This window comes from uncultured Microbacterium sp. (assembly GCF_937927635.1).
Lineage (GTDB): Bacteria > Actinomycetota > Actinomycetes > Actinomycetales > Microbacteriaceae > Microbacterium.
On the sequence record NZ_CALBRW010000021.1, the window covers coordinates 1 to 13,840 of the forward strand.

A 13,840-nucleotide genomic window follows, 5' to 3' on the forward strand; every position below is an offset into this window, starting at 1 on the left:
CATCGCCCGCGAGATCTACTACGTCCTCACTGCTTGACATCCATAGGAGCATCCCGCCCCCCTTCTCCCCCTTCTCCCCCCTTCTCCCCCCTTCTCGTCGAGAGCACGACATCTCGCCGAGTGCACGGGTCCTGCGCGCGGAGAACCTGTGCGCTCGGCGAAGTCCCGTGCTCTCGACGACGAGAGGGGGTGCGGGGAGAATGGGGAGATGTACGAGATACCGGCGCCGATGCTCGCGAAGTCGGCCGCGGCCGTGCCCGACGACGCGAACAAGCCGATGCTGTACGAGCCGAAGTGGGACGGGTTCCTTCACTGAACACCGGGACAGCAGCATCAGAAGTGATTGGCGGCCCAGGTGCTCAGCGATGTTGGCACCGAAGCAGCCGCTCTGAAGCGGACCGCCGACTACGCGGTGGCCGATTTCGTGTTGTTAGCCGCGGGCACCGGCTGCGCATCTGGCCATGCCTACGAAGCCCGGAGGAACAGCAGGAACGCGACTGCGGTCGCAATGAGGACCATGATGGCGGCGGGCAGACCCGCCTCGGTGCCGAAGTCGGCACCGGTCAGCCACGTCGGTGCCGCGTCCGCGGGGCTCAGGTACACCAGTTACGTCGGCTTCGCGTCGATCCCGGATACCGGGATGCCCCAGACATTGCCCAGCGCCCAGTTCCAGCCCGCCTGCATGCCGATAATGAGCCAGAGCGAGTTCTGCCAGAACATGACGAACACGGCGAGCAACCCGTAACCGAGCCGGACGAGACTACAGGGGCGTCGCGGTCTGGCGCTGCCCCGACTGTGGCGCTAAACACGAGTGAATTTGTCGCGCATGGTGGGCGTGAGGAACGAACTGGTGACAGGTTCGGTTTAGGCCGCGAGCGTGAGCGGCTCGGCTAGCTTGGCTTCGAACTCGATGGGCGTCAAGCCACCGAGGGTGTCCTGGGCGCGCTGGCGGTGATACTTCCGCTCGATCCACACGACAATCGCGAGCCGGAGTTCCTGCCGGGTCCTCCACCGCTGCTGGTTGAGGACGTTCGTCTGCAGTAGCGACCAGAACGACTCCATGGCGGCGTTGTCTCCGGCGGCGCCGACGCGACCCATCGACCCGACCATGTCATGACGGCGCAGCTCGCGGGCCATCGCCCTGCTGCGGAACTGGCTGCCCCGGTCAGCGTGCAGGATGCACCCGGCGACCTCACCGCGACGAGAGACGGCGTTGCGGACGGCATCGACGGCGAGCTTCGCGGTCATCCGGTCGCTGATCGAGTAGCCGACGATGCGGTTGGAGAACACATCCTTGATCGCGCAGCAGTACAGCTTGCCTTCGCTCGTCCAATGCTCCGTGATATCCGTGAGCCACAGCCGGTTCGGGGCATCGGCACGGAACACCCGCTGCACGTGATCGTCGAACACCGGCGGGCCGGCCTTCTTGCCCTTCCCACGTCGCCGGCGCTGCGCGGACGAGAGGATCCCGGCCCGCGAGCACAGCTTCCACGCCGTCCGCCGGCTCATCCGCCACCCCGCCCGACGGGCTTCGTCGGCAAGGTACCGATACCCGAACGTCGGGTCATCGTGATGCGCGTCATGCAGCGCGTTGATCCGATACGCGCGGAGCACGTCCGCGTCCCGGACAGGGGCGCCTCTCCACCGGTAGTAGGGCTGTCTTGCGAGCTTGAGGACCCGACACGACACCGTCACGGGAATCCCCGCTTCGGCGAGCTCAGCAACGAGCGGGTACGTCATTTTGGGGAGCCGCCAAGGCGCAGGTTCGCCTGCGACAGATACGCCGCCGCACGGCGGAGGACCTCGTTCTCCTGCTCCAGCAACCGGATCCGTTTCTTCAGCTCCCGAGCCTCGGCCGCGTCCGCCGCGGTCTGGCCAGGTCGATTGCCGTCTTCGACATCGGCCTGGCGGAGCCAGTTCTGCAGGGTTGCTTCACTGATGCCGAAGTCGGTGGCGATCTGTTTGATGGTGACGCCGCTCTCGCGGCTGCGAGCGACCGCGACAACGTCCTCGCGGAACTCTCTGGGATAGGGACCGGGCATGATGACATCCTCCCCGTTAGCGCCTCCCGGCACTAACGATCAGTTGTCACCGATTCGTTCCTCACGCCCGGTTGCTGAATCTGAGGTCCTAATGGCCCGACTGTCGGCTGACGAAGTTGGGGCCGTCTCGCTTTTGCACCCCGAGGTGCTACCGCTGTGGACGACGTGAGGCAGTAGATGCCGCTTCAGCGCATGATCTCGATGTGACTAGCTGAACCATCCCAGCGCGCCTCGAACTTCCCGTTGAGAAGCATCTTCCAGCGGATTCTCTCGTTGGGCTTCTGGAGGTACAAAATGACACCTCGCAGTCGCCACGTCGCGTGCATCAGATCCACGCAATTCTGGACGAGATCCTCGACGCTGAGCGTCTCTGGCTCGCGGTCGAAGTCGACGTCGTGGTCACGTTCGAAGCGGAAGCGCTCGATGGACACATCAGAGTAAACGCTCATCATGTCGTGGACATTGTTGCTGCGGTGCTGGTAAGCGCCTAGCGCCTCTGTTGCTATATCGAGGCAAGCGCTGCGTGCCTCAGACGAGAACGCGGGATTCTCCGAGATCTGCCGACGAAACGCTCGGACAAGGTCGGAGAACCACCGCCTGACCGAGGGATCGAAGTTGGGGTCGAGCGTCATCAAGACCGAGCGCAGCGCGGCTTCCATCTCGACGGCATGCCGGACGGAGACGCCGACGACCATAGTCACCTGGTCTTCAATCGGAAGCTGACGCAGGTCTTCGAGGTTCATGCCGTCAGACTATGGGCCCGCACCGTCGGAGAGCAGCAGGGGCAATGCGGGCGGCGGGGCGTCCCTATCGAAGCTGGAGGTCTGGATCCTCGTCAGGCAGGAGGTCGGCGAGATCTACGTTCAAGACCGACGAAAGGGCCAGGAGTGTTCGGATCGTCGGGTTCATGGGTTCGCCCGGACGCGACTCACCTTTTTCGTACTTCTGGTAGGTGTAGCGCGTCATCCGGGCTCGATAGGCGACGTCCTCCTGGGTGAGTCCCTGGGCATGGCGCGCCGCCTGGAGATTAACCCCCATTGCAGCTGCGTATGTACGCCACCCCTCGGAGTGCTCGAATCTACGCCTAGCCACATTTCAAGCCTGTCGACTGAATCCGTGCGTATGGCCTAATCGGTATGGCATAATTTCCACAGCCATACGAAACATTCACTCCATCGACAGGCGCCGCCACGCGTCTCGACCTGCACGTGTGCCGCTGCGCATCGGCTTCGGGTCGCCTCGATGCGTAGGTCCCGTTCAGGTCGACCCCGATTGTTGAGTAGCAGTGACTGATTCCCGACCGATTTGGTGGAGCACCATAGAGGTCGAGGCTCCCGAGAGCTGGCGTGACGCGTTTGAAGCACTAACGGATGACGCGACTGCGGACCGGCACGGCCTCTCCGCCGGGGTCTTCATCGCACGGTTTCGACGGCGTAACGGGCGGGGTCCCACCTTCTCAGAGCTCTTCGCCGAAGTTTTCGACGAGGAGCCTCTCCACCCGGACTGGCCGGAGGGTCTCTCGAACGCCTCTCGGGCTGCCGTCCTCCGCTCGTTCCGTCTCCATGTCGCCATTCAGTGGAAACGGCGCGGGTGGGTCGCCTGGGCCCCCGGGGTGGCGCGCAGCTTGCGAGTCGGGCGGACGTTCCGTGAGCGTTCGCGCGAGCGGCAGACTGCGAAGACGCGATGAGCGTTGGCGCCTCGCCCAAGGTCGGGCACCAGTTGAAGAGCCTCGAGTACTCGCGCGACATCGCGCTTTCGGACGAGCGCGTCGCTGTCTGCGGCGACTGGCACGGGAACATCGGCTGGGTGCGGATGCTGGCACGAGCGCTGCCTAACCTCGCATACGACGTGACGACCGTCTTGCAGCTTGGCGACTGGTGGATGGGCCCCCAGGAGACGGACCCGCTCTTCGCTGAGGCAGGCATCGAGCGCGTTCTTGTCACGCTCGGGAATCATGAGCCATGGGACCGGATCCGCCCGCTGCTCGCGGAGTATCCCGGCGCTGCGGTTCGCGTCTCCGATGTCACCTGGATTCTTCCTCGGCCAGCGCGTCTCACCATCGGCGGCAGGACCGTTCTCTCATTCGGGGGCGCCGCCTCCGTGGACAGGCTCTGGCGCACCGAAGGCCGCGACTGGTGGCCGGACGAGGCGATCACCGATGAGCAGGTCGCGGCGGCTATCGCCGGCGGTCCCACGGACCTGATGCTGACCCACGAGTCGCCGGCCACCACCCCCGTCGGAGCGGTGCGTGAGCTCCTGGGCACCAATCCGAATCGATTTCCCACGGCGGCCCTCGCGGATTCGGCGCAGTCACGAGCGCGAGTCAGCGAGGTGTGGGATGCCGTTCGCCCTGAGCTGTTGATGCACGGTCACATGCACACGCCAGGCGGCGGCATCGCTGAGGACGGGCGACGAGTTGTGAGCCTTGGTCGCGATGTTCAAGAAGACAATCTCGCCTTCCTCGACATGAGCACGCTGACTCTGGAAACTCCAAGCCTCCAAGAGATGCGGAACGCGGCGAGACGATGGTGAACTCGAAGGCCACCCGCCACACCCACCCCTGGGCCGATATCGTCGGCTCCTGTTACACCTCGGCGTCTCTCGCACGGACTCTCGGGTGGACGGACTCAAAGGTGAACGAGGCCGCGGAGTCCATCGCCCTGCTCAGGCTGAGGACCTCCGATGGGGTCGAGCTGTACCCGGCGTTCCAGTTGTTGGACGGCAAGCCAGTGGTCGGTCTTGCTGACGTCCTCCGAACGCTCCGCTCCGGCGCCGATGCCCCGTGGACGTGGGCTCAGTGGTTGAACACGCCACTCACCGATGACGACGGCTTCGTCCAACCGGCGAACATCGAGCGACTCCGCGCGGGCCAACTGACCGAAGTGCTGCTTGAAGCCCGGCACGACGCGGCTGCGTGGCGCGGCTGACGCCTCGGTCTCGACTTTCCGGAGTGATTGGTGTTGCGGCACTGATCGTTCGGCGAGTGGTTCCCGCCGAACGCCCTTAGCGGAGCATCCGTCGGCTTCCGGTCGATAACGGCATCAGCAGCCTTGAACGCCCAGCCCTCGCGCCGCGCCCCAATTGCGCAACGACCCGTTGCGCAATTGCGAAGCAGTCTCTCGAGAGCAGCCACCGTAATTCTCCAACGGAGTGTTGGAGAATTGGCTGCGGAACCTCCGGAGGTCGGCCCTCCTCTCGCTCGCCGGTGTTGCCCATGACGTCGCGAGCGGCACTGCAACGTGAGGAGCCTGGCCTGGCGACGCGAGAACCGACCCACGATTCCCAATTGTCCAACAGGCCGTTGGACAATTGACGGCGCGACCTCCGGACGAGGCCGCTCCGCTTGCACGCCGGTGCTCCCCAGCCCCCCCCCCCCCCCGCGAACGCGGCGTGGATCTGGGAGCCACGACCCGCGACGGTCGGCGGGCGGGCCCTATCGGCGGAAGCAGTATTTCTGAAGGCACAGCTCGTGAACCACTCGGGGCCGATGAGCGCGAGTCACATTTATACAGCTCACGCTGTATAGTCATTTCATGCTGACCATTGCCTCGCGTCTCGACGTCATGAACCGGCTTGGCCGGGCCATGGCCGACCCCACGCGCTCCCGGATCCTCATGACCCTGTTGGAGGGGGCGAGCTATCCGGCGGTGCTGTCACGCGAACTCGAGCTGACCCGGTCGAACGTCTCGAACCACCTGACATGCCTGCGCGATTGCGGCATCGTCGTGGCCGAGCCGGAAGGGCGACAGACCCGTTACGAGATCGCCGACCCGCACCTGACTGCAGCGCTGACGGCGCTTGTGGATGTGACGCTCGCAGTCGACGAGAGCGCGCCGTGCATGGATCCGGCGTGCTCGGTTCCCGGCTGTTGCGATGCTGGAGATCCGCGATGACCGCCGCGGTGCTCACCTCTGAACGGCGGGATGTGCTGCGCCGGCGCATCAGGATCGTCGTCGCAATCACGATCACCTGGAATGTCATCGAGGCCGTCGTCGCGCTCGTCGCGGGCGGAGCGGCATCGTCGGCCGCGCTCATCGGCTTCGGGCTAGACTCCATCGTCGAAGTGCTCTCGGCCGCGGCCGTCGCGTGGCAGTTCGCCGCACCGGACCCCGAGAAGCGTGAGAAGGTCGCGCTGCGCGTGATCGCGGTGTCGTTCTTCGGCCTTGCTGCGTACGTGAGTGTAGACGCGGCGCTGTCCCTCTCCGGCCTGCGGGAACCCGATCATTCGCCGGTCGGCATCGCCATCGCGGCTCTGAGCCTGATCGTCATGCCGTTCCTCAGCTGGTTCGAGCGCCGCACTGGTCGTGAGCTCGGTTCCGCCTCGGCCGTCGCCGACTCGAAGCAGACACTGATCTGCACCTACCTGTCCGCGGCATTGCTGGTCGGCTTGCTGCTCAACAGCCTTTTCGGTTGGGCATGGGCGGACTCCATTGCCGCCCTCGTCATCGCCGTGTTCGCGGTCCGCGAGGGTATCGAAGCATGGAAGGGTGGCGCCTGCTGCGCGGCCCCTGTCGCGGTGCTCACGGGCGAGCGTGAGGCTGAGGGATGCGAGGACGGCTGCTGCACGCCCGCCACGGCCGCTGGCCCGCGCCGGATCGAGCTCTCATGAACGCTCCTGGACGCGCACCGGGACGGGTGGAGTGCTGCGAGGGCTGCGCATGAGTGTCTCTGATCGCGGTCTGTTGCAAGTGGCCTGCACGTTGGCGAGCGGCGCTGATGTTGCCCAGCTGGGCGCGTGGCGTGAGTTCAACGATGACTACCTGCCCGAGGTGGACCGCGAGCCAGGTCGGATCAGGACGCACTACCCGAAGATCGAGGACGCAATCACCCGTCTGACGGAGCTCGTGCACACCGAGCAATCGTGCTTCGCGTTCGCATCCTGGTCCATCGACACCACGCACCACGACGTGCGCCTCACCGTGACCGGCGATCACGAGGCGCTGGCCGCGTTGACGTTCCTCGAGCAGACATAGGCCGCTGACGCACAGCAGAGGTTCAGTGACCGCACCTAGGCAGATCTACGTCAGATCAGCTCGGTGACTAGCTTCTCGATGCGCGTGCGGATCTCGTCGCGGATCGGTCGAACAGCTTCAATGCCCTGGCCGGCGGGGTCGTCGAGCTTCCAGTCCTCGTAGCGCTTGCCTGGGAAGAACGGGCAGGCGTCGCCGCAGCCCATCGTGATCACGACGTCCGACGCCTGCACGGCCTCGGTGGTGAGCACCTTCGGCTGCTCGGCTGTGATGTCGATCCCGAGTTCGCCCATGGCCTCGACTGCGATGGGATTGATCTGTTCAGCGGGCATGGAGCCGGCGGAGCGGACCTCGATGCGGTCGCCGGCGATGTCGCGGAGGAAGCCGGCGGCCATCTGTGAGCGGCCGGCGTTGTGCACGCAGACGAAGAGGACGGAGGGCTTGGTGGTGTCGGTCATGAGGGCTCCTGTGGGTGGTGATCAGGTGGTGAGTTCGTTGACGAGGGCCCGAACGCGCTGCTCGATGTCGTCGCGGATGGCTTCGACGCCTTCGCGGGAGGCGAGGGCGGGGTCGCCGACGGCCCAGTCGTCGTAGCGGACGCCGGGGATGATCGGGCAGACGTCGCCGCAGCCCATCGTGATCACCACGTCGGCGGCGCGGACGGCGTCGTCGGTGAGGGGCTTGGGGAATCGCTCGCTGGCGGTGTCTCCTTCGATCTGGGCGAGGATCGAGCGCACGTGGGGGTGGATGACCTCGGCGGGGCTGGATCCGGCGGAGCGGGCGATGACCTTGCCGCCGGCGATCTGGTTGGCCAAGGCCGCGGCGAGCTGTGATCGCCCGGCGTTGGCGACGCAGACGAACAGCACTTGCGGCACCGACGTGTCGCGGTCACGTGTGAGGTCAGCGAGGCGCTGGCGGGCGAATCGTTCGGTGAGGGGGACGAGTGCTCCGGTGACCTTTGCCGTGCGTGCGAGCGACGTGTACGACTCGCGAACGATGCTGAGTACGGTCTCCGGGGCGAGCTCGGGGAGCTCGGCGCCGAGCTCGTCGGCGAGGTGGGTGATTCGAGCGTCGAAGTCAGGCCGGTCGTTGCGATGCTCGTCGTCGCCGGTCGCGCCGGGCTCCGTCATGGTCGCCGGTGCGAAGGAGTCCAGTAGGGCGGTGACGGCGCCGCGGCGGCTGGGGTTGATGCGGTACCAGACCCATGTTCCGCGGCGTTCGGAGGTGAGGACGTCGACGTCTTTGAGCACCTTCAGGTGGTGGGAGACGGTGGGTTGGGACACGTCGGCGAGCTCGGCGAGGTCGCAGACGCAGGACTCACCGCGCGGGTCGGAGGCGATGGCGGAGAGCATGCGCAGGCGTAGCGGATCGGAGAGTGCCTTCAGGGTCGCGGCGACCGTGGAGGCGGCTTCCTGCCCGATGGCATGCGTGGCGACGGGGCTGCAGGTGTTCGCGGCGTCCGTGAGGGTGACGTTCATGAGGTGACCCTTTCGCCGGTGTACGGATCGGTGTGGAACCAGGCGCGTGCCGCCCACAGTGAGACGTAGACGAGCCCGACGAGGACGGGGACCTCGATGAGAGGGCCGACGACGCCGGCGAGAGCCTGCCCGGAGGCGGCGCCGAAGGTGCCGATGGCGACGGCGATAGCGAGTTCGAAGTTGTTGCCGGCGGCGGTGAAGGCCAGTGTCGTGGACCGGGCATAGTTCAGGCCGAGTACCTTGCCGAGCAGGAGCCCGGCGAACCACATCAGGCCGAAGTAGACCAGCAGCGGCAGTGCGATCCGCGCGACGTCCATCGGGTTCGTCAGGACCGCGTCGCCCTGCAGTGCGAACAGCAGCACGATGGTGAACAGCAGCCCGTACAGGGCCCACGGACCGATCACGGGGAGAAACTTCTCCTCGTACCAGGCGCGGCCGCGGCGCTTCTCGCCGATCCACCGGGAAGCGAAGCCCGCGATGAGTGGCACGCCGAGGAAGACCAGTACGTTCAGGGCGATCTGCCCGACCGAGATCTCCAGCCCCTGGGTGTCCAGGCCCAGCCAGCCGGGCAGGACGGTGAGGTAGAACCAGCCGAGCAGGGAGAACGCGATGACCTGGAAGACTGAGTTGACCGCGACGAGCACGGCGGTTGCCTCCCGGTCTCCGCAGGCGAGATCGTTCCAGATCACGACCATGGCGATGCACCGGGCGAGGCCGACGATGATCAGTCCGGTGCGGTACTCGGGCAGGTCAGGCAGGAAGATCCACGCGAGCGCGAACATCAGCGCGGGCCCCGCGAGCCAGTTCAGTACCAGCGAGGACACCAGCAGCTTCTTGTCGCCGGTGACGGCCGCGACCTTGTCGTAGCGGACCTTCGCGAGCACCGGGTACATCATCACCAGCAGCCCGAGTCCGATAGGCACCGAGATGCCGCCGACCTCGAGGCGGCCAAGCAGGCCCGACAGGGCGGGGACGAAACGGCCGAGCAGGAGCCCGGCGATCATGGCGAGCCCGATCCACAGCGGCAGCCACTTGTCGAGCGTGGACAGGCGTCGAACGACGGGAGCAGGGGCGACGGTTGCGGTGGTCATGCGAGCAGCGCCTCGATCTTCTCGGCGATAACTGGCTTCGGGTGCGCACCGATGAGGATGTCCGTGCGGACACCGTCGCGGTAGAACCCGAGGGTCGGGATCGAGGTGACGCCGGCGGCGATCACGGTCTCGGGGTTCTGGTCTGCGTCGACCTTGACGATCTTCACGCGCCCGTCGTACTCGGCCGCGAGCTGTTCGAGCAGCGGAGCGACCTGACGGCACGGCGCGCACCAGGTGGCCCAGATGTCCACCACGACAGGGATGTCAGAGTCGAGGACCTCGTCCTCGAACGTGGCGTCGGTGACGGCGGTCAGCGTGCTCATGCGAAGACCTCCTCGGCCTCGGTCACAGGGGTGGCCTGGTTCTCGAGCGCAGCAAGGAAGTGCTGGGCGTCCTGGGCTGCAGCGCAGCCGGTGCCGGCAGCGGTGATGGCCTGCCGATAGGTGTGATCCACCAGGTCCCCGGCCGCGAAGACACCGGGAAGGTTCGTCCGAGTCGAGGGGTGGTCCACGAGCACGAAACCGGCCGCGTCAGTGTCGACCGTTCCGGTCACCAGCTCGGAACGGGGGTCGTGGCCGATGGCGACGAAGAGCCCGGTTGCCGACAGGTCCCGCTCGACACCGGTGGCGGTGTCGCGAAGAGTGACAGACTCCAGCTTCTCGGCCCCGTTGAGATGCGCGACCTCGCTGTTCCAGGCGACCTCGATCTTCGGGTGATCGAGCACGCGCTGCGCCATGATCTTGGACGCGCGGAACTCGCCGCGGCGGTGCACGACGGTCACCTTAGAGGCGAAGCGGGTGAGGAACAGGGCCTCCTCCATCGCGGAGTCACCGCCGCCGACGACGACGATCTCCTGCTCGCGGAAGAAGAACCCGTCACAAGTGGCGCACCAGGAAACGCCGCGCCCGGTGAGGCGCTCCTCGTCCGGGAGCCCGAGCTTACGGTAAGCGGACCCCATCGCGAGGATCACAGACTGTGCGCGGAACGTCTCTCCCGCGCCGGTCTCGACGGTCTTGATCGGGCCGACGAGGTCAACGCGGGTCGCGTCATCGAGGAGGATGCGGGCGCCGAACCGCTCGGCCTGCTGGCGCATCGACTCCATCAGCTCCGGCCCCTTCACGCCCTCGATGAAGCCGGGGAAGTTCTCTACCTCGGTCGTTGTCATCAGCGCCCCGCCTGCGGTCACGGAACCAGCGAGCACCACCGGGGCGAGTTCCGCACGAGCGGCATAGACAGCGGCGGTGTAGCCCGCAGGGCCGGACCCGATGATGACCAGCTCAACCTCATGAAACGACATGCTTCTATATTGACATTCTTCAAAGCAAGGCGCAATCAGTCGTGGGGGCGTTCACCGAATCTTCACCAGGGCGCATCAAAGAGGGCGACCTCCCCTGTGGAAGCCGCCCTCTTGATGAGCTGGTCAGCCGACGCTGACGGGCCGGGCCCCGATCTGCAGCACCGACGGTGCGGCGCAGCAGCTGGCGCCTTCGGCGTCGAAGCCGCCGGCGCCGCCGCAGACGCCGGTGTCGGGGAGGACGAGCTCGTTGCGTTCTGCGGCCTCGTGGTCGCCGGTGAGGTGCGCTGCGACGCTGCGGACCTGCTCGTAACCGGTGAGGGCGAGGAAGGTCGGCGCGCGTCCGTACGACTTCGCGCCGACGATGAAGAGCCCCTGCTCGGGCTGCGTCAGCTGGCGCGCGCCGGTCGCGCCGACCGATCCGCAGGAGTGGATGTTCGGGTCGATCTCCGAGGCGATCCCGGCGACCGCGTCCAGTGAGCCGTCCAGGTCGATGCGCACTTCGCGCAGGATGCTGGTGTCGGGGCGGAACCCGGTGAGGGCGAAGACGTGCGCGACGTCGGAGATCTCCTGGCCGTTCTCGGCAATGATCGTGAGTTTGTCGCCGTCCTGCTGGAACTCCGCGACGCGGAAGCCGGTGACGACTTCGACAATGCCTGCCTCGATGACCTTGCGGGCGCGGGATCCGAGTGCGGCGCGTTCGGGCAGTTCATCGCCTGATCCGCCGCCGAACACGTTCGTCGCGCTCCCGCGGCGCAGCAGCCAGGTCACCTTGGTGCCGGGTTCGCGACGCGCGAGCTCACTCAGGCGCAGCACCGTGTGCGTCGCGGAGTGGCCCGCGCCGACGACGACCACGTGCGTGCCCGCGAGAGCAGAGACATCGTCGGGGATCCGGTACGAGATGCGCTCCGAGGCAGCCGCCTCACCGACCGCGAGGAACCCATCGGCACCCGCGGGGTTCGGGAGGGACCAGGTCCCGCTCGCGTCGATCACAGAGCGTGCGAGGATGCGGCCATCGCGGCCGTCTTGATCGACCGTGTGCACGACGAACGGGGTGCTCTTGCGACCGCTCGCGACGACCTTGTCCCGCCCCTGCCGTGCGACACCCGTGACGGTCGTGCCGTAGAGCACCCGGTCGCCCAGGGCATCGGCAAGCGGGGCGAGATACTCGCTCACCCACTCGGCCCCGGTCGGGTAGCCGCTTGCCGGCGCCGTCCAACCGGTCGGCTCGAGCAGGCGGCGGGCTGCGGCATCGGTGAGCTCCGACCAGGCAGAGAATAGCCGCACGTGCCCCCACTCGAACACGGCAGCACCGGCCGTAGCACCGCGCTCGACGACCACGGAATCGACGCCGCGCTCGGCCAGGTGGGCAGCTGCAGCCAAACCCTGCGGTCCGGCACCGATGATGACGACAGGAAGCGCCGAAGACTCAGACATCACATCTCCTCAGATCGAAGAACTTCAATACGAGAACGCTCGCGCATCTATCGAAGTTTGTCAATACGTGCCAGAATAGCCGTATGAGCCTCCCTGCGACCATCGCTCAGAGCACGTGCTGCGTGCCGCGAATCACCGCGTCGATAACGCCGGAGGAGGCAGAGCGGGTTGCCCGCGTCTTCAAGGCTCTCGGTGATCCCACTCGGGTCATGCTGCTCTCGCTCATCGCCGGGAGCGAAGGCCGCGAGGCATGCATCTGCGACCTCATCGAGCCTGTCGGCTTGTCCCAGGGGACGGTCTCCCACCACATGAAGCTGCTCGCCGATGCGGGTCTGGTGACACGCGAGCAGCGCGGCAAGTGGGCGTACTTCGCCCTCAACGACGGAGCCTTGGACGCTGCCGCCGACGCCCTTCGCTCTGTATGACTGCCGACGTGGCCGCCCCGGCCCGGCTCGGCGGGCGGCTGGCAGCCTTGTCGGTGGGGCAGGTCATCAGCTGGGGGATCCTGTACTACGCCCTCATCGTCGCGTCCCCGGCCATATCCGTCGACACCGGCTGGCCAGTCACACTCGTCACGGTGTCGTTCTCTGCAGGTCTCATCGTCTCCGCCGTGGCCGGAGTCTTCATCGGCCGTTGGCTCGACGAGCATGGCCCGCGTCTGATCATGACTTTGGGGAGCATCGTCGGCCCTGCCGGACTCATCATGGTCGCGCTTTCCCCAAACCTCGCTACTTTCACCGGCGGATGGGTGATCACAGGTGTCGCGCAGTCCGCCGTGCTCTACCAGGCCGCGTTCACCGTCATCACCCGCCGCCACGGTGATCGGCGGCGCGCGGCGATGACCATCGTCACCCTGGCTGGCGGGCTCGCCTCCACCGTTTTCGCACCGGTCGTCGCGGGGCTTCTCACGGTTACCGACTGGCGCACTACTTTCCTGATCCTCGCCACGTTCCTGGTCGTGACCACGGCGCCCCTTCACTGGTTCAGCCTCGAACGCCGTTGGGACCATGCCCCGGACGACCCGGCCGCGGACCACGTTCACACGATCAGCACCGTCATCCGCACCCGCCGCTTCTGGATGCTCGAGCTGTCGATGCTCACACTCGCAGCGGCACTGTTCAGCGTCACCCTCGCCTTGATCCCCCTCTTCACGGAGAAGGGCATGAGCTACGAGCTCGCGGCATGGGCGCTCGGGCTCCTCGGCGCCGGACAGGTCATCGGCCGGCTCCTCTACGTTGCGATTCCGCACACCGCGGCCCCGTGGATCCCCTTTGCGGCTACCGCCGGGCTGAGCGTCGTCTTCCTCGCCCTTCTCGCACTCATCCCTGGCCCGCCATGGCTGCTCATCGTCATCGGCATCGCGGCAGGTGCCGTACGAGGCGCGCAGACACTCGTTCAAGGTTCCGCGGTCGCCGACCGGTGGGGAGTCCGCAACTACGGCTCCATCAACGGCGTCTTCGCCGCACCCATCACCTGAGTATTCGCTCTTCTGAGTGCCACTGATATTGGGGTTCAGGGCCGCTGTCCT

17 protein-coding genes and 1 pseudogene are annotated in these 13,840 nt (G+C 66.4%); 7 read left to right on the forward strand and 11 right to left on the reverse strand.

The genetic code is table 11. The features are described 5' to 3' along the window. Positions 1 to 465: 465 nt before the first annotated feature. The 5 genes and pseudogenes from Q0568_RS11125 to Q0568_RS11145 form a co-directional block, all read right to left on the reverse strand. A complete protein-coding gene (locus Q0568_RS11125; protein WP_298866411.1) occupies positions 466 to 603 on the reverse strand; it encodes a hypothetical protein in 138 nt (45 codons plus the stop codon). A 3-nt stretch (positions 604 to 606) separates the two neighbouring features. Further along, positions 607 to 729 (reverse strand): hypothetical protein, encoded by a 123-nt coding sequence (locus Q0568_RS11130; RefSeq protein ID WP_298866413.1) that lies wholly within the window; start codon positions 727 to 729, stop codon positions 607 to 609. Between the two features lie 135 nt (positions 730 to 864). Continuing rightward, positions 865 to 2,042: pseudogene (locus tag Q0568_RS11135) on the reverse strand (IS3 family transposase). A gap of 185 nt (positions 2,043 to 2,227) precedes the next feature. Beyond that, positions 2,228 to 2,785 carry a hypothetical protein gene (locus Q0568_RS11140; protein ID WP_298866415.1) on the reverse strand — a complete coding sequence of 186 codons (558 nt, stop codon included), beginning with the start codon at positions 2,783 to 2,785 and terminating at the stop codon, positions 2,228 to 2,230. Positions 2,786 to 2,849: 64 nt separating this feature from the next. Beyond that, on the reverse strand, positions 2,850 to 3,080 hold the full coding sequence (locus tag Q0568_RS11145) for a helix-turn-helix transcriptional regulator (RefSeq protein WP_298866417.1): 231 nt from the start codon (positions 3,078 to 3,080) through the stop codon (positions 2,850 to 2,852). Between the two features lie 645 nt (positions 3,081 to 3,725). Here Q0568_RS11145 and Q0568_RS11150 point away from each other — a divergent pair. The 5 genes from Q0568_RS11150 (at position 3,726) to Q0568_RS11170 (ending at position 7,015) form a co-directional block, all read left to right on the forward strand. Then, positions 3,726 to 4,574, forward strand: coding sequence for a metallophosphoesterase (locus tag Q0568_RS11150; RefSeq protein WP_298866419.1), 849 nt, complete (start codon positions 3,726 to 3,728; stop codon positions 4,572 to 4,574). Positions 4,575 to 4,675: 101 nt separating this feature from the next. After that, positions 4,676 to 4,969 (forward strand): hypothetical protein, encoded by a 294-nt coding sequence (locus Q0568_RS11155; protein WP_298866421.1) that lies wholly within the window; start codon positions 4,676 to 4,678, stop codon positions 4,967 to 4,969. 606 nt (positions 4,970 to 5,575) lie between these two features. After that, positions 5,576 to 5,935 (forward strand): metalloregulator ArsR/SmtB family transcription factor, encoded by a 360-nt coding sequence (locus Q0568_RS11160; protein ID WP_298866423.1) that lies wholly within the window; start codon positions 5,576 to 5,578, stop codon positions 5,933 to 5,935. Further along, a complete protein-coding gene (locus Q0568_RS11165; RefSeq protein ID WP_298866425.1) occupies positions 5,932 to 6,651 on the forward strand; it encodes a cation transporter in 720 nt (239 codons plus the stop codon). The genes Q0568_RS11160 and Q0568_RS11165 overlap by 4 nt, the downstream gene beginning before the upstream one ends. A 49-nt stretch (positions 6,652 to 6,700) precedes the next feature. Then, the gene (locus Q0568_RS11170; protein WP_298866427.1) at positions 6,701 to 7,015 is read left to right on the forward strand and encodes a hypothetical protein; all 315 of its coding nucleotides are present in this window, start codon (positions 6,701 to 6,703) and stop codon (positions 7,013 to 7,015) included. A 50-nt stretch (positions 7,016 to 7,065) separates the two neighbouring features. On the opposite strand, the gene Q0568_RS11175 is transcribed toward Q0568_RS11170, so the two are convergent. The 6 genes from Q0568_RS11175 to Q0568_RS11200 form a co-directional block, all read right to left on the reverse strand. Continuing rightward, the gene (locus Q0568_RS11175) at positions 7,066 to 7,470 is read right to left on the reverse strand and encodes an arsenate reductase ArsC (protein WP_298866429.1); all 405 of its coding nucleotides are present in this window, start codon (positions 7,468 to 7,470) and stop codon (positions 7,066 to 7,068) included. 21 nt (positions 7,471 to 7,491) lie between these two features. Further along, the gene (locus Q0568_RS11180; protein WP_298866432.1) at positions 7,492 to 8,490 is read right to left on the reverse strand and encodes a metalloregulator ArsR/SmtB family transcription factor; all 999 of its coding nucleotides are present in this window, start codon (positions 8,488 to 8,490) and stop codon (positions 7,492 to 7,494) included. Further along, positions 8,487 to 9,581: an ACR3 family arsenite efflux transporter gene (gene arsB / locus Q0568_RS11185; protein WP_298866434.1), complete on the reverse strand. Its 1,095-nt coding sequence runs from the start codon at positions 9,579 to 9,581 to the stop codon at positions 8,487 to 8,489. Before arsB ends, Q0568_RS11180 begins: the two co-directional genes overlap by 4 nt. Beyond that, on the reverse strand, positions 9,578 to 9,904 hold the full coding sequence (gene trxA, locus Q0568_RS11190; RefSeq protein WP_298866436.1) for a thioredoxin: 327 nt from the start codon (positions 9,902 to 9,904) through the stop codon (positions 9,578 to 9,580). The genes arsB and trxA overlap by 4 nt, the downstream gene beginning before the upstream one ends. Then, the gene (gene trxB / locus Q0568_RS11195) at positions 9,901 to 10,878 is read right to left on the reverse strand and encodes a thioredoxin-disulfide reductase (protein ID WP_298866438.1); all 978 of its coding nucleotides are present in this window, start codon (positions 10,876 to 10,878) and stop codon (positions 9,901 to 9,903) included. Before trxB ends, trxA begins: the two co-directional genes overlap by 4 nt. Before the next feature lie 123 nt (positions 10,879 to 11,001). After that, positions 11,002 to 12,312 (reverse strand): NAD(P)-binding domain-containing protein, encoded by a 1,311-nt coding sequence (locus tag Q0568_RS11200; RefSeq protein ID WP_298866440.1) that lies wholly within the window; start codon positions 12,310 to 12,312, stop codon positions 11,002 to 11,004. Positions 12,313 to 12,395: 83 nt separating this feature from the next. Here Q0568_RS11200 and Q0568_RS11205 point away from each other — a divergent pair, with 83 nt between their 5' ends. Together Q0568_RS11205 and Q0568_RS11210 are read left to right on the forward strand one after the other, a co-directional pair. Beyond that, a complete protein-coding gene (locus Q0568_RS11205; protein ID WP_298866442.1) occupies positions 12,396 to 12,737 on the forward strand; it encodes a metalloregulator ArsR/SmtB family transcription factor in 342 nt (113 codons plus the stop codon). After that, a complete protein-coding gene (locus Q0568_RS11210; protein WP_298866444.1) occupies positions 12,734 to 13,789 on the forward strand; it encodes an MFS transporter in 1,056 nt (351 codons plus the stop codon). Before Q0568_RS11205 ends, Q0568_RS11210 begins: the two co-directional genes overlap by 4 nt. Positions 13,790 to 13,840 lie beyond the last annotated feature (51 nt).